This is a genomic window from Dinoroseobacter shibae DFL 12 = DSM 16493 (genome assembly GCF_000018145.1).
In the GTDB taxonomy this organism is placed as follows: Bacteria; Pseudomonadota; Alphaproteobacteria; order Rhodobacterales; family Rhodobacteraceae; genus Dinoroseobacter; species Dinoroseobacter shibae.
Genome location: NC_009952.1, coordinates 3,691,113 through 3,713,573, shown reverse-complemented (window position 1 = coordinate 3,713,573; position 22,461 = coordinate 3,691,113). Strand labels below are relative to the sequence as shown.

21 protein-coding genes are annotated in these 22,461 nt (G+C 66.0%); 8 read left to right on the top strand and 13 right to left on the bottom strand.

The features are described 5' to 3' along the window. Positions 1 to 54: 54 nt before the first annotated feature. The 6 genes from DSHI_RS17875 to idi all read left to right on the top strand — a co-directional run bounded on the left by DSHI_RS17875 (position 55) and on the right by idi (position 6,551). Positions 55 to 1,047 (top strand): cobalamin B12-binding domain-containing protein, encoded by a 993-nt coding sequence (locus DSHI_RS17875; RefSeq protein WP_083768409.1) that lies wholly within the window; start codon positions 55 to 57, stop codon positions 1,045 to 1,047. 42 nt (positions 1,048 to 1,089) lie between these two features. Continuing rightward, the gene (gene ppsR / locus DSHI_RS17870; RefSeq protein WP_012180187.1) at positions 1,090 to 2,520 is read left to right on the top strand and encodes a transcriptional regulator PpsR; all 1,431 of its coding nucleotides are present in this window, start codon (positions 1,090 to 1,092) and stop codon (positions 2,518 to 2,520) included. A gap of 97 nt (positions 2,521 to 2,617) precedes the next feature. Further along, positions 2,618 to 3,523, top strand: coding sequence for a chlorophyll synthase ChlG (gene chlG / locus DSHI_RS17865; RefSeq protein ID WP_012180186.1), 906 nt, complete (start codon positions 2,618 to 2,620; stop codon positions 3,521 to 3,523). A 1-nt stretch (position 3,524) separates the two neighbouring features. Next, on the top strand, positions 3,525 to 4,826 hold the full coding sequence (locus tag DSHI_RS17860) for a BCD family MFS transporter (RefSeq protein WP_012180185.1): 1,302 nt from the start codon (positions 3,525 to 3,527) through the stop codon (positions 4,824 to 4,826). 13 nt (positions 4,827 to 4,839) lie between these two features. Then, on the top strand, positions 4,840 to 6,024 hold the full coding sequence (locus tag DSHI_RS17855) for a geranylgeranyl diphosphate reductase (protein WP_012180184.1): 1,185 nt from the start codon (positions 4,840 to 4,842) through the stop codon (positions 6,022 to 6,024). Next, positions 6,021 to 6,551, top strand: a complete 531-nt coding sequence (idi, locus tag DSHI_RS17850) for an isopentenyl-diphosphate Delta-isomerase (protein ID WP_012180183.1) — start codon at positions 6,021 to 6,023, stop codon at positions 6,549 to 6,551. The genes DSHI_RS17855 and idi overlap by 4 nt, the downstream gene beginning before the upstream one ends. A 113-nt stretch (positions 6,552 to 6,664) precedes the next feature. Here the strand turns inward: idi and dxs are convergent, their stop codons facing one another. The 13 genes from dxs to DSHI_RS17785 form a co-directional block, all read right to left on the bottom strand. Next, positions 6,665 to 8,593 carry a 1-deoxy-D-xylulose-5-phosphate synthase gene (gene dxs, locus DSHI_RS17845; RefSeq protein WP_044029151.1) on the bottom strand — a complete coding sequence of 643 codons (1,929 nt, stop codon included), beginning with the start codon at positions 8,591 to 8,593 and terminating at the stop codon, positions 6,665 to 6,667. A 180-nt stretch (positions 8,594 to 8,773) separates the two neighbouring features. Further along, on the bottom strand, positions 8,774 to 9,856 hold the full coding sequence (gene pufC, locus DSHI_RS17840) for a photosynthetic reaction center cytochrome PufC (protein WP_012180181.1): 1,083 nt from the start codon (positions 9,854 to 9,856) through the stop codon (positions 8,774 to 8,776). Further along, the gene (pufM, locus tag DSHI_RS17835) at positions 9,856 to 10,848 is read right to left on the bottom strand and encodes a photosynthetic reaction center subunit M (protein ID WP_012180180.1); all 993 of its coding nucleotides are present in this window, start codon (positions 10,846 to 10,848) and stop codon (positions 9,856 to 9,858) included. The genes pufC and pufM overlap by 1 nt, the downstream gene beginning before the upstream one ends. A 3-nt stretch (positions 10,849 to 10,851) precedes the next feature. Next, positions 10,852 to 11,691: a photosynthetic reaction center subunit L gene (gene pufL, locus DSHI_RS17830; protein WP_012180179.1), complete on the bottom strand. Its 840-nt coding sequence runs from the start codon at positions 11,689 to 11,691 to the stop codon at positions 10,852 to 10,854. A gap of 148 nt (positions 11,692 to 11,839) precedes the next feature. Then, entirely contained in the window at positions 11,840 to 12,001 is a 162-nt protein-coding gene (gene pufA / locus DSHI_RS17825) for a light-harvesting antenna LH1, alpha subunit (RefSeq protein ID WP_012180178.1), read from the bottom strand. A gap of 13 nt (positions 12,002 to 12,014) precedes the next feature. After that, positions 12,015 to 12,164, bottom strand: coding sequence for a light-harvesting antenna LH1, beta subunit (gene pufB, locus DSHI_RS17820; RefSeq protein WP_012180177.1), 150 nt, complete (start codon positions 12,162 to 12,164; stop codon positions 12,015 to 12,017). 123 nt (positions 12,165 to 12,287) lie between these two features. Next, on the bottom strand, positions 12,288 to 12,512 hold the full coding sequence (gene pufQ / locus DSHI_RS17815; RefSeq protein WP_012180176.1) for a cytochrome PufQ: 225 nt from the start codon (positions 12,510 to 12,512) through the stop codon (positions 12,288 to 12,290). Between the two features lie 18 nt (positions 12,513 to 12,530). Beyond that, positions 12,531 to 13,997 (bottom strand): chlorophyllide a reductase subunit Z, encoded by a 1,467-nt coding sequence (bchZ, locus tag DSHI_RS17810; RefSeq protein ID WP_012180175.1) that lies wholly within the window; start codon positions 13,995 to 13,997, stop codon positions 12,531 to 12,533. Between the two features lie 217 nt (positions 13,998 to 14,214). Next, positions 14,215 to 15,714: a chlorophyllide a reductase subunit Y gene (gene bchY / locus DSHI_RS17805; RefSeq protein ID WP_044029148.1), complete on the bottom strand. Its 1,500-nt coding sequence runs from the start codon at positions 15,712 to 15,714 to the stop codon at positions 14,215 to 14,217. 140 nt (positions 15,715 to 15,854) lie between these two features. Next, positions 15,855 to 16,862: a chlorophyllide a reductase iron protein subunit X gene (locus tag DSHI_RS17800; protein ID WP_012180173.1), complete on the bottom strand. Its 1,008-nt coding sequence runs from the start codon at positions 16,860 to 16,862 to the stop codon at positions 15,855 to 15,857. Further along, complete coding sequence (gene bchC, locus DSHI_RS17795; protein WP_012180172.1) at positions 16,859 to 17,797, bottom strand: chlorophyll synthesis pathway protein BchC; 939 nt, start codon at positions 17,795 to 17,797, stop codon at positions 16,859 to 16,861. Before bchC ends, DSHI_RS17800 begins: the two co-directional genes overlap by 4 nt. 123 nt (positions 17,798 to 17,920) lie before the next feature. Beyond that, positions 17,921 to 19,045: a methyltransferase gene (locus DSHI_RS17790; RefSeq protein ID WP_157865435.1), complete on the bottom strand. Its 1,125-nt coding sequence runs from the start codon at positions 19,043 to 19,045 to the stop codon at positions 17,921 to 17,923. Positions 19,046 to 19,054: 9 nt separating this feature from the next. Then, complete coding sequence (locus DSHI_RS17785) at positions 19,055 to 19,933, bottom strand: polyprenyl synthetase family protein (protein ID WP_012180170.1); 879 nt, start codon at positions 19,931 to 19,933, stop codon at positions 19,055 to 19,057. Between the two features lie 113 nt (positions 19,934 to 20,046). Between DSHI_RS17785 and crtD the strand changes: the two genes are divergently transcribed. Both crtD and crtC read left to right on the top strand, forming a co-directional pair. Continuing rightward, complete coding sequence (gene crtD, locus DSHI_RS17780) at positions 20,047 to 21,630, top strand: 1-hydroxycarotenoid 3,4-desaturase CrtD (RefSeq protein ID WP_044029145.1); 1,584 nt, start codon at positions 20,047 to 20,049, stop codon at positions 21,628 to 21,630. Then, complete coding sequence (gene crtC, locus DSHI_RS17775) at positions 21,585 to 22,457, top strand: carotenoid 1,2-hydratase (protein WP_044029143.1); 873 nt, start codon at positions 21,585 to 21,587, stop codon at positions 22,455 to 22,457. Before crtD ends, crtC begins: the two co-directional genes overlap by 46 nt. Positions 22,458 to 22,461: the final 4 nt, after the last annotated feature.

Here is a 22,461-nt window from a genome sequence, read left to right as displayed (position 1 = left end):
AACTTACACAATGCTGGGGAATACTGGAGAAGAGACAGCACGGGTGATTCGGCCATGAAAGACCTAATAAACAAAGAGAATATGCGCGCCGAATCCTCGCCGGACGCCGAGGTGGCCGCCTTCCGGGCGCTGGTGTCCAATAACTTTGACAATAGTGGTCCGGTGCGCGATACTGACACAGGAAAAATGTCCACCCCGGACAACCTGCAAGATCCCATAGACACCCCGGGGCGGACCGGGGCTGGCGTGGAAGATCTGCATCACTCACATGGATCCGGCCTGCCCGGCTCGAACATTCACCTCTCGCCCGGTGAGGTCGAGCGACTCGCCGCGAAGGCACTGCAGGTTCTTGCCGAGACACCCGAAGGTGCCCGGCAGGACGCGCCGCTGGCGCAGCTCTTTGCGCTGACCGAGGCCTATATCGCCTTCGACGAGGTGGCCCGGCACGAGATCCTGGCCCGTATCATGAAACGCGGCGTGACCGCGAATGATGTGATCGAGGCTGTCGTTCCCGCCACCGCGCGCTATATGGGTGAGTTGTGGTCGACGGATAAGCTGAGCTTCGCGGATGTCACAATCGGCACCGCCCGGCTGCAGGAAACGGTCCGCAACATCGGCACCCGCCGCATCGAAACGCGGGACACCGACGCGGAAGGCCCGGCGATCATGCTGATCGTGCCGCGCATCGAACAACATACTCTGGGTGTGTTTGTGGTAGCCGAGCAGTTTCGGCGGCTCGGCGTTCGGGTCCACATGACGCTTGGAAACAATCAGGCCGAGATCCTGCGCCTGGTGCATCTGAACAACTTCGCACTTGTCGGTGTCACCGCCTCGTGTCGCAGAACACTTGCATCGGTTCGCGATTTGGTGAAAACAATCCGGACTGGCGTGCCGCGTATCACACCCATCGTGATAGGTGGCCCGGTTACAGATCTAGGCCTCGACATCATCGCAATGACCGGCGCCGACTTTGTAGCCGGGAGCGCCGAGGAGGCATTACGGCTTTGCAAGATCGAAACGACGCAACAACCAAGACTTGAATCGTAACCGTGCTTGAGCCCGGATGCCCCGGGCCGACAGGAGTCAGTAATGAACACGCGGGAAAGAGATTTCTGGGACGACCGCTCTGCACCGCGTATTGCGCCGGAGCACTTCAACGAAATTGTCGCGACGGCCGCGGATCTGGCCATCGTCCTCGATCTCAAGGGGACGGTCCAGTCCCTTGTCGTCAACCCGCTCAACCCGACGATCGGGCGCCTCGACCACTGGCAGAAGCGCGACATACGCGAGTTCCTGGCCGAGGATTCCCTCGCCAAGCTGGAAAAGCAACTGTCCGCCTATCAGCAAGGCGAGGTTCCGCCGACCGATGCGATCGAGGTGAACCATTTCGACAATGCGAACTGGGAATTCCCGATCCGCTACACCCTCCATCGGACCGGGGACGAGAACCTTATCCTGATGCTCGGGCGCGACCTGCGCCCGGTGGCGGAGTTGCAGCACCGGCTGGTGAAGGCGCAATTGGCGCTGGAGAAGGACTACGAATCCCACCGGGATTACGAGACCCGCTACCGCGTGGTGATGGAATCGACCCGCGACCCGCTGGTGCTGGTGGATGCCTCCAGCGGCCGGATCACCGACATGAACAGCGCCGCGGCCCAGGTTCTGGGCGCCGAGGCGGATGCCCTGGTGGGCAGCCTGTTCGGCCATGAGTTCAACGGGCTCAAGCGGGGCGAGTTGCTCGACCAGCTGATGGGCGCGGCGACCTCGGACACCAATTCCTCGGTCACCGCCCACACCAAGCGCACGGCCAAGGAGTTGAAGATCCAGGCACGGCTGTTCCGCGCCTCGGGCGACAAGACGCTGCTGTGCCGGCTCGAAGGGGCCGGGGCGCAGGAGGTCATCGCCGAGGAACTGAGCGAGGTTCTGACCCTGCTGTTCCGCGAAGGGGCCGATGCGGTGGTCTTCACCGACCCGACCGGCATGATCCGGAACGTGAACGAAGCCTTCCTGAACCTGACCGATGTCGGGCAGTTGGGCGACATCAAGGGCAAGTCCCTGAGCGATTTCCTCGCCCGCGGTTCCGTCGACCTGAAGGTGATGATGGACAACGCGTCCCGTCACGGGTCGATGCCGGTCTATTCCACCCGGTTGGAGAGCGCTTATGGCTCGCAACTGTCGGTGGAAATCTCGGCCACCCACCTGGAGGCGCGCCAGAACGGCGGATTTGCCTTCGTGTTCCGCGATGCCTCGCGGCTCGAAGTGGTGCGCGATGCCGCGCCGGTGAACGGCGCCGTGTCCGGCGAAGCGATGCAGAACGTGATGGAACTGGTCGGGTCCGCCCCGCTCAAGGACATTGTGTCGGCCACCACCGACGTGGTGGAGAAGATGTGCATCGAAACCGCCGTCGGATTGACCCGGAACAACCGGGTGGCGGCGGCCGAAATGCTCGGCCTGTCGCGCCAGAGCCTCTATGTGAAGCTGCGGAAATACGGGCTTCTGAACAAGGGCGGCGACGAATAGGCGTTTGCCGGCCCTCTCGGGCGCCTGCGACAAAATAAAAGTGTAAATCCAGCTAGACAGGCTTGCTGCGACTCACGTTGTAGTGTTTGATTTACACATGAGTGTCAGCCTTGATTTACAGCCCCGAAAACTGCCCGAGCCGTCCGCGGCCCTGGAGCTGATCAAACCCATCACCTGGTTCCCGCCGATGTGGGCCTATGCCTGTGGCGTGGTCTCCAGCGGGGCCTCGATCACCGAACATTGGGGGCCGCTGGTCCTCGGCGTTCTGCTGGCCGGGCCCATCGTCTGCGGCATGAGCCAGGCGGCGAATGACTGGTGCGACCGCCATGTGGACGCGATCAACGAGCCGAACCGCCCGATCCCCTCGGGCCGGGTGCCCGGACGCTGGGGTCTGTGGATCGCGCTGATGATGTCGGCGCTCGCGCTGGTGGTGGGTCTCGCCCTCGGACCCTGGGGGTTCGGGGCGACAGTGCTGGCCGTGATGGCCGCCTGGGCCTATTCGGTCGAGCCGATCCGCATGAAACGATCCGGCTGGTGGGGGCCGGGGCTGGTTGGCCTCAGCTATGAAAGCCTGCCCTGGTTCACCGGCGCTGCGGTGATGGTCACCGGCGCGCCCAGCTGGGAGATCGTGATCGTCGCGATCCTCTATGGCCTGGGCGCCCATGGCATCATGACCCTCAACGATTTCAAGGCCCTGGAAGGCGACCGGCAGATGGGCGTGAACTCCCTGCCCGTGACGCTGGGGCCGGAGCGGGCCGCGAAGATCGCCTGCATCGTCATGCTGATCCCGCAACTGGCGGTGATCGGGCTGCTCTTTGCCTGGGGTCTGAGCGACCGGGCGTTGGTGGTGCTGGCGCTGGTGGTGCTGCAGCTTTGGGCGATGCGCGAGATGATGGAAGACCCCAAGGGCCGCGCGCCCTGGTATAACGGGACCGGCGTTCTGTTCTATGTCTCGGGGATGATGGTCACCGCCTTCGCCCTGCGCGGGCTCGGGGGCGTCTGAGATGCTGGGCTGGCTGTCGATCTTCCGGATGGGGCTGGTGCAGCTCTGTCTCGGGGCGGTGGTGGTCCTGACGACATCGACCCTGAACCGGCTGATGGTGGTCGAACTGGCCCTGCCCGCGGTCCTGCCCGGCCTGCTCGTGGGCCTGCATTACGCGATCCAGTTGAGCCGACCCCATTGGGGCTACAAGTCTGACACGGGCGGCAAGCGCACGCGCTGGATCATCGGCGGGATGGCGGTGCTGTCCTCCGGCGCGATGCTGGCGGCTTATGGCGTGGTGCTGATGGAGGCTGCATTCCTGCCCGGATTGCTGGCCTCGATCCTGGCCTACACGCTGATCGGCGTGGGCGTGGGCGCGTCGGGCACGTCCTTGCTCGCCCTGCTCGCAACCGCGACCCATCCGCGCCGGCGCGCCGCGGCGGCCACGATCACCTGGCTGATGATGATCGCGGGCATTGCGGTGACCGCGGGCACTGTGGGCAGCTTCCTCGACCCCTATTCCCCGGCCCTGTTGCTGAAAATCGTGGCCATCGTCACCCTGGGCGCGGTCGTTCTTACCACTGTCGCAGTCTGGGGCATCGAGCGGCGGATCACCGTCACCGCCCCGCGGGAGACCGCCCTGCCCTTCCTCGACGGGCTGCGGGAAGTGTGGTCCGAGCGCAAGGCGCGCAATTTCACCATTTTCATCTTCCTGTCCATGACCGCCTATTTCATGCAGGAGCTGATCCTCGAACCTTACGCAGGCCTCGTCTTCGCCTTCACGCCGGGGCAGTCCACGTCCCTCAGCGGGGCGCAGAATGGCGGCGTGTTCCTGGGCATGGTGCTGGTGGGCGTCTGCGCCACGGGCCTGCGCTGGGGATCGCTGAAATTCTGGGTGATCGCGGGCTGCATCGGCTCGGCCGCGGCGCTGGCGCTGATCACCGCGCTGGGACAGGTGGGGCCGACCGCCCCGCTGGTACCCGCGGTCGTGTTCCTGGGCTTTGCCAACGGCACCTTCGCCGTGGCCGCCATCGGCGCGATGATGCAGCTGGCCGGCGAGGGCCGCGAGGCGCGCGAGGGGACCCGCATGGGTCTCTGGGGGGCCGCGCAGGCCATTGCCGCGGGGTTCGGCGGGCTCGTGGGGGCGGCCAGTGCCGACCTGCTGCGCGCCGTGACCGCCACGGATGCCGACGCGTTCGGCGCCGTCTTTGTTTTCGAAGCCGCCCTCTTCCTCGTTGCGGGCCTGATGGCCTGGCACGTGGTGGATGGCGTGCGACAGTCGCGCACCGCTCGGACCGACGGTGCCTTGGTTCCCGGAGAATGAGGGGGAAATTGGAATGACCTATGATGTTGTTGTGGTCGGAGGCGGCCCGTCCGGTGCCACCGCTGCCGAGGACCTGGCCCGCGCGGGCAAGAAGGTCGCCCTGATCGACCGCGCCGGGCGGATCAAACCCTGCGGCGGCGCGATCCCGCCCCGACTGATCGCGGATTTCGACATCCCCGAGAGCCAGATCGTCGCCAAGATCAACACCGCCCGCATGGTCTCGCCCACGGCGCGGCACGTGGACATCCCCATCGAGAACGGCTTTGTCGGCATGGTCGACCGGGAGTTCTTCGACGAGTTCCTGCGCGACCGCGCCGCCAAGGCGGGCGCGGACCGGCACACCGGCACCTTCCTGCGGATCGACCGGTCGGAAAAGGGCACCTGGGTCGTCTATCGCGACAAGACCAGCCGCGAAGAGGTCGCGATCCGCACCAAGCTGATCATCGGCGCGGATGGCGCGCGGTCGGACGTGGCCCGGGCCGAAGTGCCCGGCGGCAGCACCATCCCCTATGTCATCGCCTATCACGAGATCATCAAGGCGCCCGAGGGCGTGTCCGACAAATACGATCCGACCCGCTGCGACGTGATCTATGACGGCGTGGTCTCGCCGGATTTCTACGGCTGGGTTTTCCCGCACGGCAAATCCGCCAGTGTGGGCATGGGCACGGGCGTGGACGGCACCGACCTGAAGGCGGCAACCAAGCTCCTGCGCGACAGCGCGGGCCTGAGCGAATGCGAGACAATCCGCAAGGAGGGCGCGCCGATCCCCCTGAAACCGCTGGACAAATGGGACAATGGCCGGGACCTGGTTCTGGCCGGGGACGCCGCGGGCGTGGTCGCACCCTCCTCCGGGGAAGGGATCTATTACGCCATGGCCGGGGGTCGGGTCGCGGGCGAAGCCGCGCTCGAATGCCTGCGCACCGGGCAGGTCAAGGCGCTGGCCAAGGCCCGCAAACGCTTCCTCAAGGAGCATGGGACAGTTTTTCGCGTTCTGGGCGCGATGCAGGACGCCTATTATCGGTCGGATGAGCGACGGGAGCGGTTCGTGTCGCTCTGCCATGACGTCGATGTGCAGCGACTGACCTTCGAGGCCTACATGAACAAGAAACTGGTGCGGGCGCGCCCGATGGCGCACCTGAAGATCGGGGTGAAGAACCTCGCCCATCTCAGCGGGCTGATCTCGCCGGTGCGGGTATGAAGGATCTCGTCCCTGCCTGGATCGACGGCGCCCTCAGGCCCGTCGGCAAACTGGAGGCCCATCAAAGGGGCCTGCGGCACAAGGCCGTGTCGGTCTTCGTCATGCGAGGGCCGGAGACCCTGATCCAGAGGCGCGCGCTGGACAAGTACCACACGCCCGGGCTCTGGGCGAACACCTGCTGCACCCATCCCCTGTGGGACGAGAGCCCGGCCGATTGCGCCGTGCGCCGCCTGCGCGAAGAGTTGGGCATCACCGGGCTCTACCCTGCCCATCGCGACCGGATCGAGTACCGGGCCGATGTGGGCAACGGGCTGATCGAGCACGAGGTGGTGGACCTGTTCATCGCCGAGGCGCCCGCAAACCTGAAGGTCGCGCCCAATCCCGAGGAAGTGGCCGAGGTGAAATGGGTCGACCTTTACGAGTTGAATGCCCAGGTCAAGCGGCGGCCGGAGCGGTACACGCCCTGGCTGCGCATCTATCTCGCGGAACATTCGGAGCGGATTTTCGGCACGGTCGCCACGAGCTGACCTGGTCGCCCCCCGGCTGAGACCGAAAGCCCGGTGCGTCTTGCGACACACCGGGCTGATTTTTGCCTTCGGCGAGGATATTTGGAGACTTGAGCTTGAGGGGGACGCGCCCCTCAGGCCGTCGTCGCCTCCAGCAGCGCGGTCTCCGCCCCCATCAGGTGCAGCACCTGCCCCGCGATGTGACGCGCGGTGAGCCCCGCATCGTGGTACATATCCGCCGGGCTTGCCTGGTCGATGAAACGGTCCGGCAGGGTCATGGTGCGGATCTTGAGGGTCCCGTCGAGCCGCCCGGTCCGGGCCAGCCAGTGCAGGACCATGGCCCCGAAGCCGCCCTCGGCCCCCTGTTCGACGGTGATGAGCGCCTCGTGATTGGCGGTCAGCTGCGCGATCAGGTCGGTATCCAGCGGCTTGGCGAACCGCGCATCGGCGATGGTGACACCGATGCCGCGCGCCTCCAGATCCTCGGCGGCCTTGAGGCATTCCGACAGATGCGCGCCGAGCGACAGGATCGCGACCGACCCGCCCTCGCGGATGATGCGGCCCTTGCCGATCTCCAGCAGGCTGCCGCGCTCCGGCATCTCGATGCCCACGCCTTCGCCCCGCGGGTAGCGGAAGGCGATCGGCCCGTCGTCATAGGCCGCCGCGGTGGCGACCATATGCACAAGCTCCGCCTCGTCGGCGGCGGCCATGACGGTCATGTTGGGCAGGTTGGACAGATACGCGATGTCATAGGCGCCCGCATGGGTCGGCCCATCGGCCCCCACCAGCCCGGCGCGGTCGATGGCGAACCGCACCGGCAGTTTTTGCAGCGCCACGTCATGGACCACCTGGTCATAGCCGCGCTGCAGAAAACTGGAATAGATCGCGCAGAAGGGCTTCATCCCGCCCGCCGCAAGTCCGGCGGCGAAGGTCACCGCGTGCTGTTCGGCGATGCCCACATCGAAGACCCGCCCCGGAAACCGCTTGCCCATGATGTTGACGCCCGTGCCCCCGGGCATGGCGGCGGTCACCGCGCAGATGCGCGAGTCGCGCTCGGCCTCCGCCGTCAGGGTCGCGCCGAACACCTTGGTATAGGCCGGCGCGTTGGGGGCGGATTTCTGCTGCTTGCCCGTAGCCACGTCGAATTTGGCGACCCCGTGGTAGCAATCGTCGGACAGCTCGGCAGGGGAGTAGCCCTTGCCCTTGACGGTGCAGGCATGGATCAGGACCGGCCCGCTGGCCTTGGCCCGTGCGGCGCGCAGGACCTGCAACAGCTGCGGGATGTCATGCCCGTCGATCGGGCCGATATAGTCGAAGCCCAGCTCCTCGAACAGGGTCGCGGAGGAGCCATGCTCCCCGGTCACCAGGTTGCGCGCACGCTGCGCCCCTTCGCGCAAGGGGCCGGGCAGGCTGCGTTCCACGCCCTCGGCCAGTTCCTTCAAGGCATAGAGCGGGCCAGACGAGGCCAGATCGCTGAGATAGGTGGACATCGCGCCCGTGGGCGGGGCGATGGACATCTCGTTGTCGTTCAGGATCACGAAGAGGCGGCGCTTCTCGGAGCCCGCGTTGTTCATCGCCTCGTAGGCCATGCCGGCGCTGATCGAGCCGTCGCCGATCACCGCGATGGCGTCGCCGGTGGGCCCGCCCAGGTCGCGCGCCGTGGCAAAGCCCAGCGCGGCGGAAATCGACGTCGACGAATGGGCCGCGCCGAACGGGTCATAGATGCTCTCGCTGCGCTTGGTGAAGCCCGACAGGCCCCCCTTCTGGCGCAGGGTGCGGATGCGGTCGCGGCGCTCGGTCAGCACCTTGTGGGGATAGCATTGGTGGCCCACGTCCCAGACGAGCTTGTCGAAGGGCGTGTTGAACACTGCGTGGATCGCCACGGTCAGCTCGACCACGCCGAGCGAGGAGCCGAGATGCCCGCCCGTCTCGGACACGGCGGAGATCACTTCGGCGCGCAGTTCGGTGGCCAGGGTGGCAAGCTCCCGGTCGGTCAGCGCCTTGAGATCGGCGGGACAGGCGACGCGGTCGAGTGTCGGGGTTTTCGGGCGGGGGTTGGTCATGGTGGTCTCCTCCATCGCGGTCTGGTGCGAAATGCGGGCCCGGGGCACGCGCCGATCCCGTGTCGCGCTCATGCCGGTCAAGCGGCGCGAGGGGGTCGGGATGGACCGGCGGCAAGCCTGCGGGTCCGGAGCCCGGGCCCCCGCAGCAAGGCGGGGACCCGGAGGGGGAAGGCCAGTGGCCTAGTCGTAGAAGGGCCCTTCGGTCGTGGCCAGTTCCGGCCAGTCCGCGACCACGTTGAGCCCCTGCAGCGGCTGCTGGTAGCCCTTGTGGCAGGTCTTGCAGGCCAGCTTCGGCACGTCATTATAGACCGGGCCGAGCCGTTCGGGCGGCAGATGCGCCTCGCCGATGGGCACGATCCACTCGTTGTTCAACTCCTGCACCATCGAGATCCCGAGCATCGCGGTCGCCCATTGGGGCGTGTGCTGCGCGGGGTCATAGAAGGCCCGACTGTTGTGACAGAACACGCAGTTCCGACCCAGCGAGTTGGAGAAGTAGTTCATCAGGCTGTAGGTCCGCTCGGTGTTCTGCCAGGTGGGATCCCCCGGCAGGGTCTCGACCCGGGACTCCAGGTCGTGGACCGCGATCTGCTCGTAGTTGAGCAGGTACTGGTAGAGCGCGTCCGAAGGCAGCGAGGTGAACTGCGACAGCGAGGTCGCCCGGTTCTGCACCGAGGCCCAGCCGGAGGTGTTCTCCGTCACGGGATCGATACGGTACCAGACCTCGGACGGAACAGCCTGCCCGCGATGGCAGGTGAAGCATGTCACGCCGACCTCCGCATTGGCATAGACGTGGCCCGCCCATTCCTCGTTGATGGTCTGGTTCATCTGGATCATGTTGATCGCCACCTTGGACTGGTAGTGATCGGGATCCTCCAGCAGATCGGGAATACCGGTCCAGCTGCGCATCGCCGCGAGCAGACGGTCGTAGTTCTCGACCGTCAGATCGGCGAGCACCGGATCGACATTCTCATAGGCCTCGCCCGCCGTCTGCGCGCCCTCTTCCGGGATCACCGGGTCGGACGTGCTGGCGAGGAAGACCTCGATCGTGGGGTCGGGCGTGTCCAGGTCGCTGACGAACTCGGGCACACTCATGCCCGTGCCCCGCGGCCCGGTCTGCATGCTGTCGGTGGCCAGGGGTTGTCCCCAGCTCACCAGCAGCGCGGCTGCGAAGACGGCGCCACCCGCCACACCGACGACGATCGCCGGCTTGTAGATGTCCGTGGGATTCTTCGAATTCCACTCATCGAACCATTTGGGTAGCATCAGTTGCCCTCCTCTCGGCCAAGGAAGCCATCGTAGGTGGTGTAGGCTTCATACCCGTAGTCCTGGGTGTAATCGGGCGCGAAGTTGTGCTCGACGGCCCAGAGGAACCAGTTGTCCACCACGGTGCCGGTCAGCAGGATCCCTATCCCGCCGGTGATCGGCGTGAGCACGGCGAACCACCAGGCCCAGCGGTGAATACCCTCCATCGTGGCGTTGAAACCCATGGTCCAGCGCCAGAAGAGGCCCGCACGTTCCGAAGCGGTGCCGCGGTCATAGATCTGCTCCAGCTCCCGGTCGCCGCCGAAGCGGGTCACGGCGAGGATCGTGGCCCCGTGCATCGCGAACAACAGAACCGAACCGTAGAGGAACACGATCGAAAGCGCGTGGAACGGGTTGTAGTAGAGGTTGCCGTAGCGGATCGAGAAGGCCGTGGTCCAATCGAGGTGCGGGAAGATGCCGTAAGGCACAGCCTCGGACCAGGAGCCCATCAGGATGGGACGGAAGAGACCCAGCACGAGGAAGAGCCAGATGGCGGCGGCAAAGGCCCAGGCCACGTGCTTGCCCATCTTGTGCATCTCGGCCAGCTGATAGGACCGCAACCACCAGGAGATCACCGACACGAGCAGGAAGAAGCTCGCGATGATGAACCAGCCGCCGTCATCGAGCGGCGGCATGCGCAGCCCGTATTCCGGCGAGGGCGGCTCGAGGGCCAGCCAGAACAGCTGCCGGATGAATTCCGGAATGCTGTAGCCGACCTGGCTGAGCATGTTGAAGCCCACGATATTGAACCAGAGCGTGCCGGTCACGAGGCTGATGATGCCGAACCACCCCAGGTAGATCGGGCCCAGCTGGGCGTTGCCGATCCAACCGATGAGCTGGGAGAAACCGGTCCCCGTCGTGCGCTCCTCGGTGAGGTTGTTCTCGTTGTCCACGCCGAGCTCTGCCGGGCCCTGAACTTGGACTTGTGTGAATATGTTCTGATACTCAGGCATGGCTTACAATCCCACTTGGCTTGGCCAGATCGGCATTTCGAGCCACCAGTTCCACCATTCGGGCCATCCCTTGGTCCAGACCGGACCGGAGATGATGATGCAGACGGCGGACCAGAAGCCGGCGTTCAGCGCCAGGAGCAGACCCACGCGGTGGATGCCCAGGGTACCGATCGAGTAGCCGATGAAATCCCGGAAGAAGGTGTCTTCGTTGTCCGGACCCTTCACTTCCTCTCCCTTGGGCGGGTTTGCGGCGGACAGAACCAGCGCCCCGTGGAGAGCCAGCGCCAGGGTCGTGGTGAAGAAGAACGTCACCGCGATCATGTGGGCCGGGTTGTAGTGGAAGTGCAGGTAGGCGTATCCGGTGTTGGACACCCAGTCGAGGTGGCTCCAGATCCCGTAGGGGAATCCGTGCCCCCAGGCGCCCATCAGCAGCGGCCGGAAGACCACCAGCGTCACATAGGCGAAGATCGCCACGCTGAAAGCGAAGGGCACATGGTACCCCATGCCCAGCTTGCGGCAGATCTCGACCTCGCGCAGCGCCCAGCTGACGAAGGCGCCGATGGCGCAAATGGTGATGATCTGCCAAAGCCCGCCCTCCATGAGCGGTGCCATCCCGAGCCCGTAGCTCAGGTCCGGGGGCGCGATGTTGATGAGCCAGGGATTGAATGTCCCCTGCTGGGATGCGCCCCAGAAGATCAATATGGTGCCTAACAAGGCAAAGAAGGCGGTCGTAACCCCGAAGAAGCCCACGTAGAAAGGGCCCACCCAGAAGTCGAACAGATCGCCGCCGATCAGCGTCCCTCCACGGACGCGATACTTTCTCTCGAAGCTGAGCAAAGCCATCGTCTGTCTCCGCAAGTGGCGGCGGTACGTTTGTCGAGACCAGCCGTCAGTTGTCATGTTTGTGTTGGTACGCTGCGGCCGATCCGGGTGTCCGCCCGCAGCAGGGGTCGTAGGCCTGGTCCGGTCCCCGCATCACGCGGGGGACCGATCACATGGCAGCGTTTGCAGCCGCCAGTTCAAACCAGTTGAAGTGCTCGGTGCTGAGCAGGACGAGGTGAATCATCGCCGCCAGCAAGAAGAGGAACACGCCCTGGGCCACGAACACGCGGCGAGGGTCGAAGATCAGCCAGATCTTGTAGAATTTAGACATGTTTCAGTGCTCCTCAGAACCAAGGACGCCAGATGAACGTGGCGAGGTGAGCGACGACGGCGACGGCCGAAAACAGCCAGAGCCCGCTCATGTAAACCGAATGCAGCTCTTGAGCCTGCTCATCGGTAAGACCTGTGAAGGACAGGTCGGATTTATCAGCCATGTGCATTCCTCCGGAAAGTTATGCTGATACCGCGAACCCCGCGGCCGGGCCCCGACAAGGGCTCATCCCCTGCCGGCAATCCAACTCCCCACACGGGGGAGCCGAAATTCGGGATCTTTCCGCTCAGGCGGCGAAGATCATGGGCGTGATGATCCGGGCCTGGGACCAGGCGCGGGCGATCGGCCCTTTTTTCTGGAAGCTGCCGCTCTTGACCGTGGCCAGAAGCCAGCTCAGCGCCGCGACCGGCACGGCCGCGATGAAGATGATCGCGAAATACGTGTAGAACTCGGCCTTCGGCATCTTGTGGGCCCTGTGGGTCACGGGGCCGTTCGTTGTCTGATCTGCCATGATCATCGCTCCCTTTTTTTAATGCGTTTCTTCGAAACCTGCGGGTTGCAGGGTCCGGACTGTTTCGATCACGACCCGCTCGTCACCCTGTTCCAGCGCGGCCTTTTCGGCGGCATCGCGCAGGGTCTTGGCGGCGGAAATGCGGGTCAGAATGGGGTGTTCGGCGACGATCCGGTCCAGGAGCCGCTGGGCATCGTCGTCCCAGGGGAAATCGCGCCGGAGCGTGGTGGGGGTCGCCGCCGCACTGTCCATCTCGCTGCCCAAAGGCAGGATATGGAAAAGCGCGTCGAAGAGGGCGTTGCAGACCTCCTGGACCAGGTAGGTCGCGCCCGCATAGCCCATCATCGGCGTGCCCGTGGCGCGCCGGATGGCGGCACCGGGGAAGCTGGCCGGGATGAAGGCCGGTTTCGGGCCGAACCCGCTGGCCATCTCCGCGAGGTACATCTTCTCGTTGATCGACCCCATCAGCACCAGCGGGCGCTTGGTGTGGATCATCTGGCGGACCTCGTCATTGTCGGTCTTCTTGCCCGCCACCCGACCCACCGCGAAGGCGCAGGGCAGGCCCATGTCGACCTCGAGGAAGTTGCGGATGCCGCGGGCATAGGTCTCGTTCGCGACGATCCCGAAGGAGGCGGTCGCGAAGAAATCCTGGGTGACCGAGCGCCACAGATCCCAGACCGGCTTGATCGTGGAATGCTTCTCCGTGGCGATGAACGGCTCCGGGTCGAGACCCAGCAACTCCCCGAGTTTGCGCAGGAATTTCGTGGTGCTCTCGATGCCGATGGGGGCTTGCAGATAGGGCTTGTTCAGCACTTCGCAGAGCCCGCGCCCGAATTCGCGATACATGCAGATGTTCACATCCGCATTCACCAGGTTGCGCATCTCGGCGAGGTGCGCGCCCAGCGGGTGCACCATGTTGACCTCGGCGCCGATGCCTTCGACCAGGCGCCGGATCTCGGCGAGGTCGGAGGGCATGTTGAACGTGCCGTACATCGGCCCGAGGATGTTCACGCGGGGTTTCGCGCCCTCTTCGCGCTTCTTCTCGGGGGGCATCCGGCCCTTGGTCATGCCGAACTCGGTGAAGATCCAGGTCATCGCCCGGTCGGCGGCTTCCCATTGATCCTCGTCGATGGTGCGCGGCAAGAACCGTTGAATATTGGTGCCTTGCGGGGTCACGCCGCCGCCGATCATCTCGGCGATGGAGCCGGTGACAACAACCGCCGGCAGGGCCGGGTCGAGGGTCTTCCAGGCGCGCTTCATCGCGCCTTCGGTCCCGTCGCGGCCCAGCTCTTCCTCGGCCAGACCGGTGGTCACGATGGGCAACTCATGGGGCGGGAGGGCGTCGGTATAGTGCAGCACGGAGGTCACGGGCAGGTTCTCGCAGCCCACCGGGCCGTCGATCACCACCTGCAATCCCTTGACGGCGGTGAAGGCGTAAACCGCGCCCCAATACCCGCCCGCGCGGTCATGATCCTGGATCAGCATGGAACACCTCCAATCCGGGGAAGACAGGCGTCGGCAAAGCGTCGGACATCTGTCGGGCAGATGTCGGGCAAGTGTCGGGCACCTCCGCGCGCTGCGGTAACGCCCTGTTCACCAAGCTGCGACTTCTTTTGTGCAAAAATACTCCGGGGGAGGCCGAAGGCCGGGGGCAGAGCCCCCACCGAGTCGTGCCGCAGGCGCGAAACCTCGAAACGGGAAATCAACATTTCACACCCCCGTTCGCCGCGACGCGGGCCTTCTCGGCGCGCTCCAGCTTCTTGAGGTTCGTGGCGCGGAAGTCTTCGCGCACGTTCGGGTCGCCTTCCCACACGCCGGCGGTGTCGCCGTGGCCGACGCCTTCGAAGAATTCGCGCATATGGGTCATGCGGTCCTTGTTCGCCATGGCCGCGTTCACGACCTGCGCCAGGGAGCCCGCGCCCATCACGCCCATCAGGGGACGCGCGGAGATCAGGTTGGTGAAATAGAGGCTGGGAATGCCCAGCTCCTTGCCCTTCTGCACCACCGGGGTGGTGCCGATGGCGAGGTCGGGCTTGATCGCCTCCATGGCGGCGCAGTCGTCCTCCAGCGAGGCGCGGAACTTTACCTTGACGCCGCGGGCCTCCAGCCACTCGCGGTCCGGGTCGGACCACTTGGTGCGCGGGCAGGCCGAGCCGACATAGGGCACGTTCGCCCCGGATTCGATCAAGAGACGCGCCACCAGGAGCTCGGAGCCTTCATACCCCGAGAGCGTGATGGTGCCGTCGATGGGTGCGGCGGAAAGCGCGCCCTTGATCGCCGGGAGGAATGTGTTTTGCGCCTCGGCGATCTTGTCGGCGGAGATGCCGAAACTGTCGCCGATGGCAGCCAGCCAGGCGGCCGTGCCGTCATGGCCCACGGGGGCCGAGCCGACGATGGACCGTCCGGCGGCTTCGAACTCACGGACAGCGGCCGTGTAGAACGGGTGGATCGCGGCGGCCGTGCCGCAATCCAGTGCAGCATATAGCTCGCGCCACTCACGACAGGGAACGACCGGACCTGCCGCCAGACCGAGTGGCGCGAGCATTTGGCCAATCCCGATGGGATCAGCCGGGAACATCTCACCAAGCAGAGCTACGGTAGGACGATCCGTCTTGCCCGACGCAGGCGCCTGGACGGGGCCTGCCTCGATCTCTGCGCGGGCGTAATTCAGCATTGCGCCCGCGAGTATGTCTTTGGCTTCGGCATGGGTCGGCACCCCGAAACCGGGCACGTCGATGCCCACGATGCGCACGCCGTTGATCTCCGAAGGCAGCAGCCGCAGCGGCACCCCCGAAGCCGTCGGAACACAGAGGTTCGTGACGACGATGGCATCATATTGCTCCGGGTCGGCCATCTTGTGGACGGCCTCCCGGATGTCCTCGAACAACTTGCCGGTCACAAGCGTCTCGGAATTGAAGGGAACGTAGCCGACCGAGCGGCGCGCTCCGTAGAAATGGGACACGAAGGTCAGGCCATAGACGCAGCAGGCCGAGCCCGAGAGCATCGTGCCGACCCGGCGCATCCGCAGGCCCACGCGCAGCGACCCGAAGGCCGGGCACATGCTCTGCGGTTTGTCATGGGGGCCTTGCGGGTAGTCGGCGGCGTACTGGTCGAGGATCTCGCCCATGCCCGACGCGCGCGCAGCGGCCTCCATCTGCTCGCCCGGGGCGTGGCATCCCATGCCGTCGGGCTTGACGTTCATGCCGGCGGGGACCGGGTCGCGGTCCGCGCCTTCGTTGATTTCGACCTGGTCGGCGTCGTCGTAACGGGTCTCGCCGGTGGTGATCATGCTGCGGGGGTCATCCATGGGAACCTCCCCGCGCAGGTGTGGTGATTGCGCGCTCAGACATCGTCATAGACCACTTCGAGGGACTCGATGGGCTTGGCGTTCTTGCCGCGCATGTCTTCCATGGTGGCCGGTTCCAGCACCACGTCGCCGCCGGTGTCCTTGCTGTCGAAGAGCGCGAGCAGCTGGTCCTGATTGAGGGCCGCCGGGCGCATGGGCGGGGCTTCGGCGACATTGTCGCCCAGCGCGGCGAAGAGCTCGCCCCATTCGCTCTGGGCGGTGCCGACGATCTGGTAATTCGCGGATTTCTTGCGCAGGTCGTCGTTCTGCGGGATCGCCGCGAGGATCGGGATGTCGACGGATTTGGCGAAGGCCGCGGCCTCCCCGGTGCCGTCATCCTTGTTGATCACGAGGCCCGCGACACCGACATTTCCGCCGAGCTTGCGGAAGTATTCCACCGCCGAGCAGACGTTGTTGGCGACATAGAGCGACTGCAGGTCGTTGGAGGCTACGAGTATAACTTTCTGGGCCATATCCCGAGCGATAGGCAGGCCGAAACCGCCGCAGACCACATCGCCGAGGAAATCCAGGAGCACATAGTCAAAGTCCCAATCGTGGAACCCGAGTTTTTCCAGCAGTTCAAAGCCATGGATGATCCCCCGTCCGCCGCAGCCGCGACCCACCTCGGGCCCGCCGAGTTCCATTGCGAAGACGCCGCCGCGCTTGAAGCAGACATCGCCGATGGCGACTTCCTCGCCGGCGAGTTTCTTCTGGGTCGAGGTCTCGATGATTGTCGGGCACGCCTTGCCGCCGAACAGCAGCGAGGTCGTGTCGGATTTCGGGTCGCAGCCGATGAGCAGCACGCGCTTGCCCTGTTCGGCCATCATGTGGCTGAGATTGGCGAGCGTGAAGCTCTTGCCGATGCCGCCCTTGCCGTAGATCGCGATGATCTGGGTCTTCTTGGTCGGCTCGCCCTGGGGGACTTCCAGTGTGGGTTCTTCGGCGGCCTCGTCACGAAGGCGCTGGTCATAGTCGGATTTCAGGTTCGGGACATCGAGTGTCATGCGGTCGCGCTCCAATCCAGGATCATTTTCAGGCAGGACGGATCCTCGAACGCGGTCTGATATGCGTTCGCGCAGTCGGCGGCCTGAGTGGTGTGGGTGATGAGTTCCTCTAGCGAGAGCGCCCCGGAATCGATCAGGGCGCGGGTTGCGATGAGATCATCGCGGTCCCACTCTGCGGCGATGCGCAGGCGGGCTTCTTTCATGAAGGCGGGGGGGAAGGGGAAGGTGATCTGGTCGTAGAACCCGGCGAGCACGATCTCGCCACCCTTCTGGATCCGCATGATGAGGCTGGAGATGAGCTCGGCATTGCCGGACGCATCGTAGATCGAGCGGTAGTCGCGGCGCGTGTCGGCATCCGGATGGATGACCTGGTAGCCGGTCGCGCCCTTGGCGCGGTCCTCGGAGATTTCCCAGACCGTGGGCGCGGGGGCCCCGGCGGCGATGGTCAGGCGCGCCAGCAGGCGGCCGAGCACGCCGTGACCCACGATCAGGTCCGGCACGGATTTGTTCAGGCCCGCCATGGCGTGGCGCGCGGTGGCCGCCAGCGCCAGCAGGGCGCCTTCGGCTTTCAGGCTCTCGTCGATTCGCACGACGCGGTCGGCCTTGCTCACCAGCAGGTTCGACGCCCCGCCGAACAGGCCGCGCACGTCGCCGTAGCAGTTGGCCCCGGGCACGAAGACCCGGTCGCCGGGCTTGTAGGAGGTGTCGGCGCCGGCCTCGACCACTTCGCCCGCGGCCTCGTAGCCGGGCACGAGCGGGAAGGAGAAGCCGGGAAACGGAGGCATTTTGCCGGACCAGAAGAGCTTCTCGGTGCCGGTGGAGATGCCGGAGTGATCGATTCGCACCACGATGTCGGTGGCGGTGGGGTCCGAGACCGCCACGTCCTGGAGCCCCAAAGCCTTCGGACCGGTCAGAACAACGGCTGTCGCGTGCATGGATGTTCCCCTCAAAACTCTGGCCTGACATTCGTGACTCGATGTCGCGGCTGGTTGTTATCTGTAAGATTACTCTTACAGCATAATATGTCAACTAAATTAGACAGTCTGAAATGCGAGAAGTTACGCGGGCTTGCGCCCGGAAACCACGCCGGTGACGAAGGGGCGGTAGGTGGTGTGGCAAACCACGTCCACGAAGCCTGCCCGGGTCAGGTGATCGGCGATCTCCTGGGCCGAACGCGCGCGCCCGGTCTGCATCGCCATGGTGTAGAAGGCGAAATAGGCGTCGCCCGTGCGAGTGGGCTGGTCGCCCCCGGCCATGGGTTCGGAGACCACCACGCGCCCGTCCGCGGGCAGGGCCGCGAAGACCTTGCGCAGAAGGTCCGCGACCGTGGCGTCCGCGTGATCGTAAAGCACCCGCACGAGCGAGATCGCGTCCGCGCCCTTGGGCAGGGCAGGTGCGTCCCGGAAGGAGCCGCCGGTCTTGTCGGCGCCTGGGGGCAGTTCCGCCCCCTCGATCACCGCGGGCAGGTCGTAGAGACGCAGGCGCAGATCCGGGTGCTTTTCGCGCACGGCGCGCAGGAACGCCCCGGTTCCGCCGCCCACATCCATCAGCCGGTGCACCCCGTCGAAATCGATGGTGCGCAGGGTTTCCTCGGCCACGAGGCCCTGGCTGTCGGCCATCAGGCGGGAATACCGCTCGGCGATCTCGGGATCGTTGGTTCCGGCCTGCCCGAAGACATAGGGCCAGAATCGGGCCAGCTCGGTCTCCTGGGTGCCGCTGAGGAACTTCATCGGGTCCTGCAGGTCGCGGTAGAGCACGTCGTGATGGCGAATCATCTCGGCGAGGCCGGGCACACCGGGCAAGGCCGCGCCGAGGCGGCCCAACTGGTAGCTGCCATCGCGGCGGCGCTTGAGCAGTTTCAGGGAGGCGGCAGCCTGGCAGAGCACTTCCATCTGCCGCGGCTCCATCCGGGTGCGGGCAGCCAGACGCCAGGCCGGGAGTGGCTCCCTCGCCAGAAGGGCGGGCATGTCGAGGGTGACGAAGGCCTGGAGGACCTGACTGTACACGAAGCCCGACACCAGGTCGAACAGCGCCTCGCCATCCTTGCGCGCCAACCGCCGGGTGCCCGGCATGGCACTGGCCCAGGACTGGAACGCCGAAGAGCCCGCGAGGCGGACCCACCAGCGATAGAAGGCGTTTTTCTCGGGAAGAAAGGAGAACCGAAGGTAGGTGCCGGGCGACATGGACATGGCTCAGGCGGTCCGCACGCTCGCCAGGTTCGGTATCACCGGCGTCAGCCGCTCGGCGGTCTTGCGCACCATCTCGCAGAGCGCGGCCTCGCCGGGGCAGGAGGGGATCGAGGAAATCGCGCCCGACAGGATGTCGTCGAGCCGCTTGATCGCGCCCTGCACGCCCAGTTCGGAGACCGCGTTGGGACGGGCGTTGACCACGTCCTGCCCGGCGGGTTTGCCCAGGGTTTCCTCGTCATAAAGCGCGTCGCGCAGATCGTCGGCCACCTGGAACGCCTCGCCGATGCGGGCGCCCAGTTCGGTCCAGGCCTCGGGGTCGGCCCCGGCGGCGGCGGCCCCCATCCGGGTCGCGGCGGTAAAGAGCGCGCCGGTCTTGGCCCGGTGATAGGCCGAAAGGTCGACCTGCGCCTCGCTCTCCCATGCCTGGCCGGCGCAGATGCCGTGGGGCATGCCGGAGTAGCGGGCCAGTTCCAGCGTCAGGGTCGCGGCGCGCAGGGCGTCGGACCGGGCGGCGAGCGCGATCTGCTCGAATGCCATGATGATCAGGGTGTCGCCGGTCAGCACCGCGAGCGGTTCGGACCAGGCCTTGTGGACGGTCGGCTTGCCGCGCCGGACATCGGCATTGTCGAAGGCGGGCAGGTCGTCATGCACCAGGCTGCCGCAATGTATCAGCTCGATCGCGGCGCAGGCGGCGTCGGTCAGGCCGGGTGCATCGTCGCCACAGGCGCGGGCCACGTTGAGACAGATGGTCGGGCGGATTCGCGCGCCCCCGGGCTTGACCGCGTATTCGAGGGCCGAGGCCAGCTTCGGCGGGCAGGAGCCTGCGCGACTGCGGATCAGGGCGATGTCGAGGGCGGTTTCAATGCGCGTCTGGGGGGTCATGGGCCGCTCCGAAAGTGAGTGTGTCACGGTTTAATGACACGGTACTGTAAATTAGACTGGACAGTTTGCCCGCGCCTGTCAACAATCAAGGTCATGTTTTGGATCGGAATGTGATGACTCGCGCGCAAGACAAGGTCGTCGTGATCGGCGCGGGGATGGGCGGATTGGCGTCGGCCATCCGTCTGGCCCATGCCGGGTGCGATGTGACGGTGCTGGAGGCGCTGTCGGGGCCGGGGGGCAAGATGCGCACCCTGCCGAGCGCGGCGGGGCCGGTGGATGCGGGTCCGACGGTGATGACCCTGCGCCCGATATTCGAATCGCTGTTCGCCGATGTGGAGGCGGGTTTGTCGGACTACGTGACCCTGCACCGAGAGACGGTGCTGGCGCGGCACTGGTGGTCCGATGGCAGCACGCTGGACCTGTTTTCCGATGCAGAGGCGTCCGAGGCGGCGGTGCGCGCCTTCGCCGGCGCGCGGGAGGCGGCCGCCTTCGCCGCGTTCTCGGCTCAGGCGGCGAAGCTGTTCGCGGCCTTCGACGGGCCGATGATGCAGAACCCGGCGCCGGATCTGGCGGGGCTGACGCGGCACGTGTTGGCGCAGCCTTCGGTGATCCCGGCCATGGGGCCGCTGACCACGCTGGCGCGCAGCCTGGCCAAGCGGTTTCGCGACCCGCGGTTGCAGCAGCTTTTCGGGCGCTACGCCACCTATGTGGGCGGCTCGCCCTATGCGTCGCCCGCGGTGCTGGCCCTGATCTGGCAGGCCGAAGCGCAGGGCGTCTGGCGCGTGGAGGGCGGGATGCATGCGCTGGCGCAGGGGCTCGCGCGGCTCGCGGCGGAGAAGGGCGCGGATCTGCGCTATGATACCTGCGTTGCCCGGATCGAGACGCAAGGCGGGCGTGTGGCGGGCGTGCATCTGACCGATGGCGCCCGGATCGCGGCGGACACGGTGGTGTTCAACGGGGATCCGCGCGCGCTGCATCTCGGCTTGCTGGGCCCGGCGGCCAAGCCCGCCGTGGCGGCCCCGGGGGTCGCGGAGCGCTCGCTCTCGGCCTATGTGTGGTCCTTCGCGGGCCAACCCGAGGGGCGCGACCTGGTCCATCACAACGTGTTTTTCGCGGACGATCCGGCGCGGGAGTTCGACGATCTCGCGGCCGGGCGGATGCCCCGGGACGCGACCCTTTACCTTTGTGCCGAGGATCGGGGCGCGGGGCTGACCCCCGCCGGGCCCGAGCGATTCGAGGTCATCATGAACGGCCCCCCGGTCGCCGGTGCGGCCGGTTTGCGGGACGACCACGAGGAGTTTCACGCATGTCAGACGCAAGTCTTCACTCGCTTCGCAGCCATGGGGCTGCGATTCCCGGAACGCCCCGGACGGGAGGCGTTGACCATGCCGCGGGACTTCGCGCGCCTGTTTCCCGGGTCGGCCGGATCCCTCTACGGGCGGAGCCCGCACGGGTTGATGGCGGCGTTCCAGCGGCCCCAGGCGCGCACGAAGCTGCCGGGGCTGTACCTGGCGGGGGGCGGGGCGCATCCGGGGGCGGGCATTCCGATGGCGACCCTTTCCGGCAAGCACGCGGCCGCGGCGATCTTGAGCGACCGAACTTCAACCTCGACGTTCCGGCCGACGGCTACGCGTGGTGGTATATCGACGGGATCAGCGACTGCGGCACCCGCGCGATCTCGATCATCGCTTTCATAGGGTCGGTTTTCTCGCCCTGGTACCGCTGGTCCGGACGCAAGTCGCCGGACAACCATGTCTGCATCAACGTGGCGACCTATGGCCCCGGCGGGCGCTGGACCATGACCGACCGGGGCCGCAGCGCCCTGCGCCAGAGCCCGGAGCGTTTCGAGGTCGGGCCTTCGGTACTGCATTGGGACGGCGACCGGCTGGTGGTGGAGATCAACGAGATCTCGACGCCGCATGGGCAGAGGGTGCAGGGGACGGTCACGATCCATCCCAGCGCGCTGACCTCGGTGGAGGTGCCGCTGACCGCCGATGGCGCGCATGTCTGGCGGCCCTTCGCGCCGACGGCGGAGATCGAGGTGGATCTGGGCAAGGACGGCTGGAGCTGGCGCGGGCACGGGTATTTCGATGCGAATTTCGGCACGCGGGCGCTGGAGGAGGATTTCGGCTACTGGACCTGGGGGCGGTATCCGACACGGGTGGGCACGGCGTCGTTCTATGACGTGGCGCGGCGGGACGGGAGCGACCTGGCCGTGGCGCTGAGCTTTGGCCGCGACGGGTCGGTGGAAACGCTCGAAGCCCCGCCGAAGACCCGGTTTTCGCGGTCCCTCTGGGCGATCAAGCGCGAGACGCGGGCCGATCCGGGGACAAAGCCGAGGCAGGTCAAGCACATGCTGGATGCGCCGTTCTACAACCGCTGCGGGGTGGAGACGACGCTGCATGGCGAGCGGGTGACGGGTGTGTTCGAGGCGCTGGATCTTGACCGGTTCCGGGGGCCATGGTTGATGCCGATGCTGGCAGTGCGGGTGCCGCGCCGGTCGAAATGGGCCTTCAAGGACTGAAAGG

What these genes read in the sequence shown, in the direction of transcription:
- chlG (WP_012180186.1), top strand. Translation starts at nt 2,618, where the DNA reads ATGAGTGTCAGCCTTGATTTACAGCCCCGAAAACTGCCCGAGCCGTCC.
- crtD (WP_044029145.1), top strand. Translation starts at nt 20,047, where the DNA reads ATGACTCGCGCGCAAGACAAGGTCGTCGTGATCGGCGCGGGGATGGGC.
- DSHI_RS17790 (WP_157865435.1), bottom strand. Translation starts at nt 19,045, where the DNA reads ATGTCGCCCGGCACCTACCTTCGGTTCTCCTTTCTTCCCGAGAAAAAC.
- DSHI_RS17855 (WP_012180184.1), top strand. Translation starts at nt 4,840, where the DNA reads ATGACCTATGATGTTGTTGTGGTCGGAGGCGGCCCGTCCGGTGCCACC.
- bchC (WP_012180172.1), bottom strand. Translation starts at nt 17,797, where the DNA reads ATGCACGCGACAGCCGTTGTTCTGACCGGTCCGAAGGCTTTGGGGCTC.
- dxs (WP_044029151.1), bottom strand. Translation starts at nt 8,593, where the DNA reads ATGACCAACCCCCGCCCGAAAACCCCGACACTCGACCGCGTCGCCTGT.
- DSHI_RS17875 (WP_083768409.1), top strand. Translation starts at nt 55, where the DNA reads ATGAAAGACCTAATAAACAAAGAGAATATGCGCGCCGAATCCTCGCCG.
- idi (WP_012180183.1), top strand. Translation starts at nt 6,021, where the DNA reads ATGAAGGATCTCGTCCCTGCCTGGATCGACGGCGCCCTCAGGCCCGTC.
- pufL (WP_012180179.1), bottom strand. Translation starts at nt 11,691, where the DNA reads ATGGCTTTGCTCAGCTTCGAGAGAAAGTATCGCGTCCGTGGAGGGACG.
- pufM (WP_012180180.1), bottom strand. Translation starts at nt 10,848, where the DNA reads ATGCCTGAGTATCAGAACATATTCACACAAGTCCAAGTTCAGGGCCCG.
- pufA (WP_012180178.1), bottom strand. Translation starts at nt 12,001, where the DNA reads ATGTCTAAATTCTACAAGATCTGGCTGATCTTCGACCCTCGCCGCGTG.
- DSHI_RS17860 (WP_012180185.1), top strand. Translation starts at nt 3,525, where the DNA reads ATGCTGGGCTGGCTGTCGATCTTCCGGATGGGGCTGGTGCAGCTCTGT.
- pufB (WP_012180177.1), bottom strand. Translation starts at nt 12,164, where the DNA reads ATGGCTGATAAATCCGACCTGTCCTTCACAGGTCTTACCGATGAGCAG.
- pufC (WP_012180181.1), bottom strand. Translation starts at nt 9,856, where the DNA reads ATGCTACCCAAATGGTTCGATGAGTGGAATTCGAAGAATCCCACGGAC.
- ppsR (WP_012180187.1), top strand. Translation starts at nt 1,090, where the DNA reads ATGAACACGCGGGAAAGAGATTTCTGGGACGACCGCTCTGCACCGCGT.
- DSHI_RS17785 (WP_012180170.1), bottom strand. Translation starts at nt 19,933, where the DNA reads ATGACCCCCCAGACGCGCATTGAAACCGCCCTCGACATCGCCCTGATC.
- pufQ (WP_012180176.1), bottom strand. Translation starts at nt 12,512, where the DNA reads ATGGCAGATCAGACAACGAACGGCCCCGTGACCCACAGGGCCCACAAG.
- DSHI_RS17800 (WP_012180173.1), bottom strand. Translation starts at nt 16,862, where the DNA reads ATGACACTCGATGTCCCGAACCTGAAATCCGACTATGACCAGCGCCTT.
- bchY (WP_044029148.1), bottom strand. Translation starts at nt 15,714, where the DNA reads ATGAACGTCAAGCCCGACGGCATGGGATGCCACGCCCCGGGCGAGCAG.
- bchZ (WP_012180175.1), bottom strand. Translation starts at nt 13,997, where the DNA reads ATGCTGATCCAGGATCATGACCGCGCGGGCGGGTATTGGGGCGCGGTT.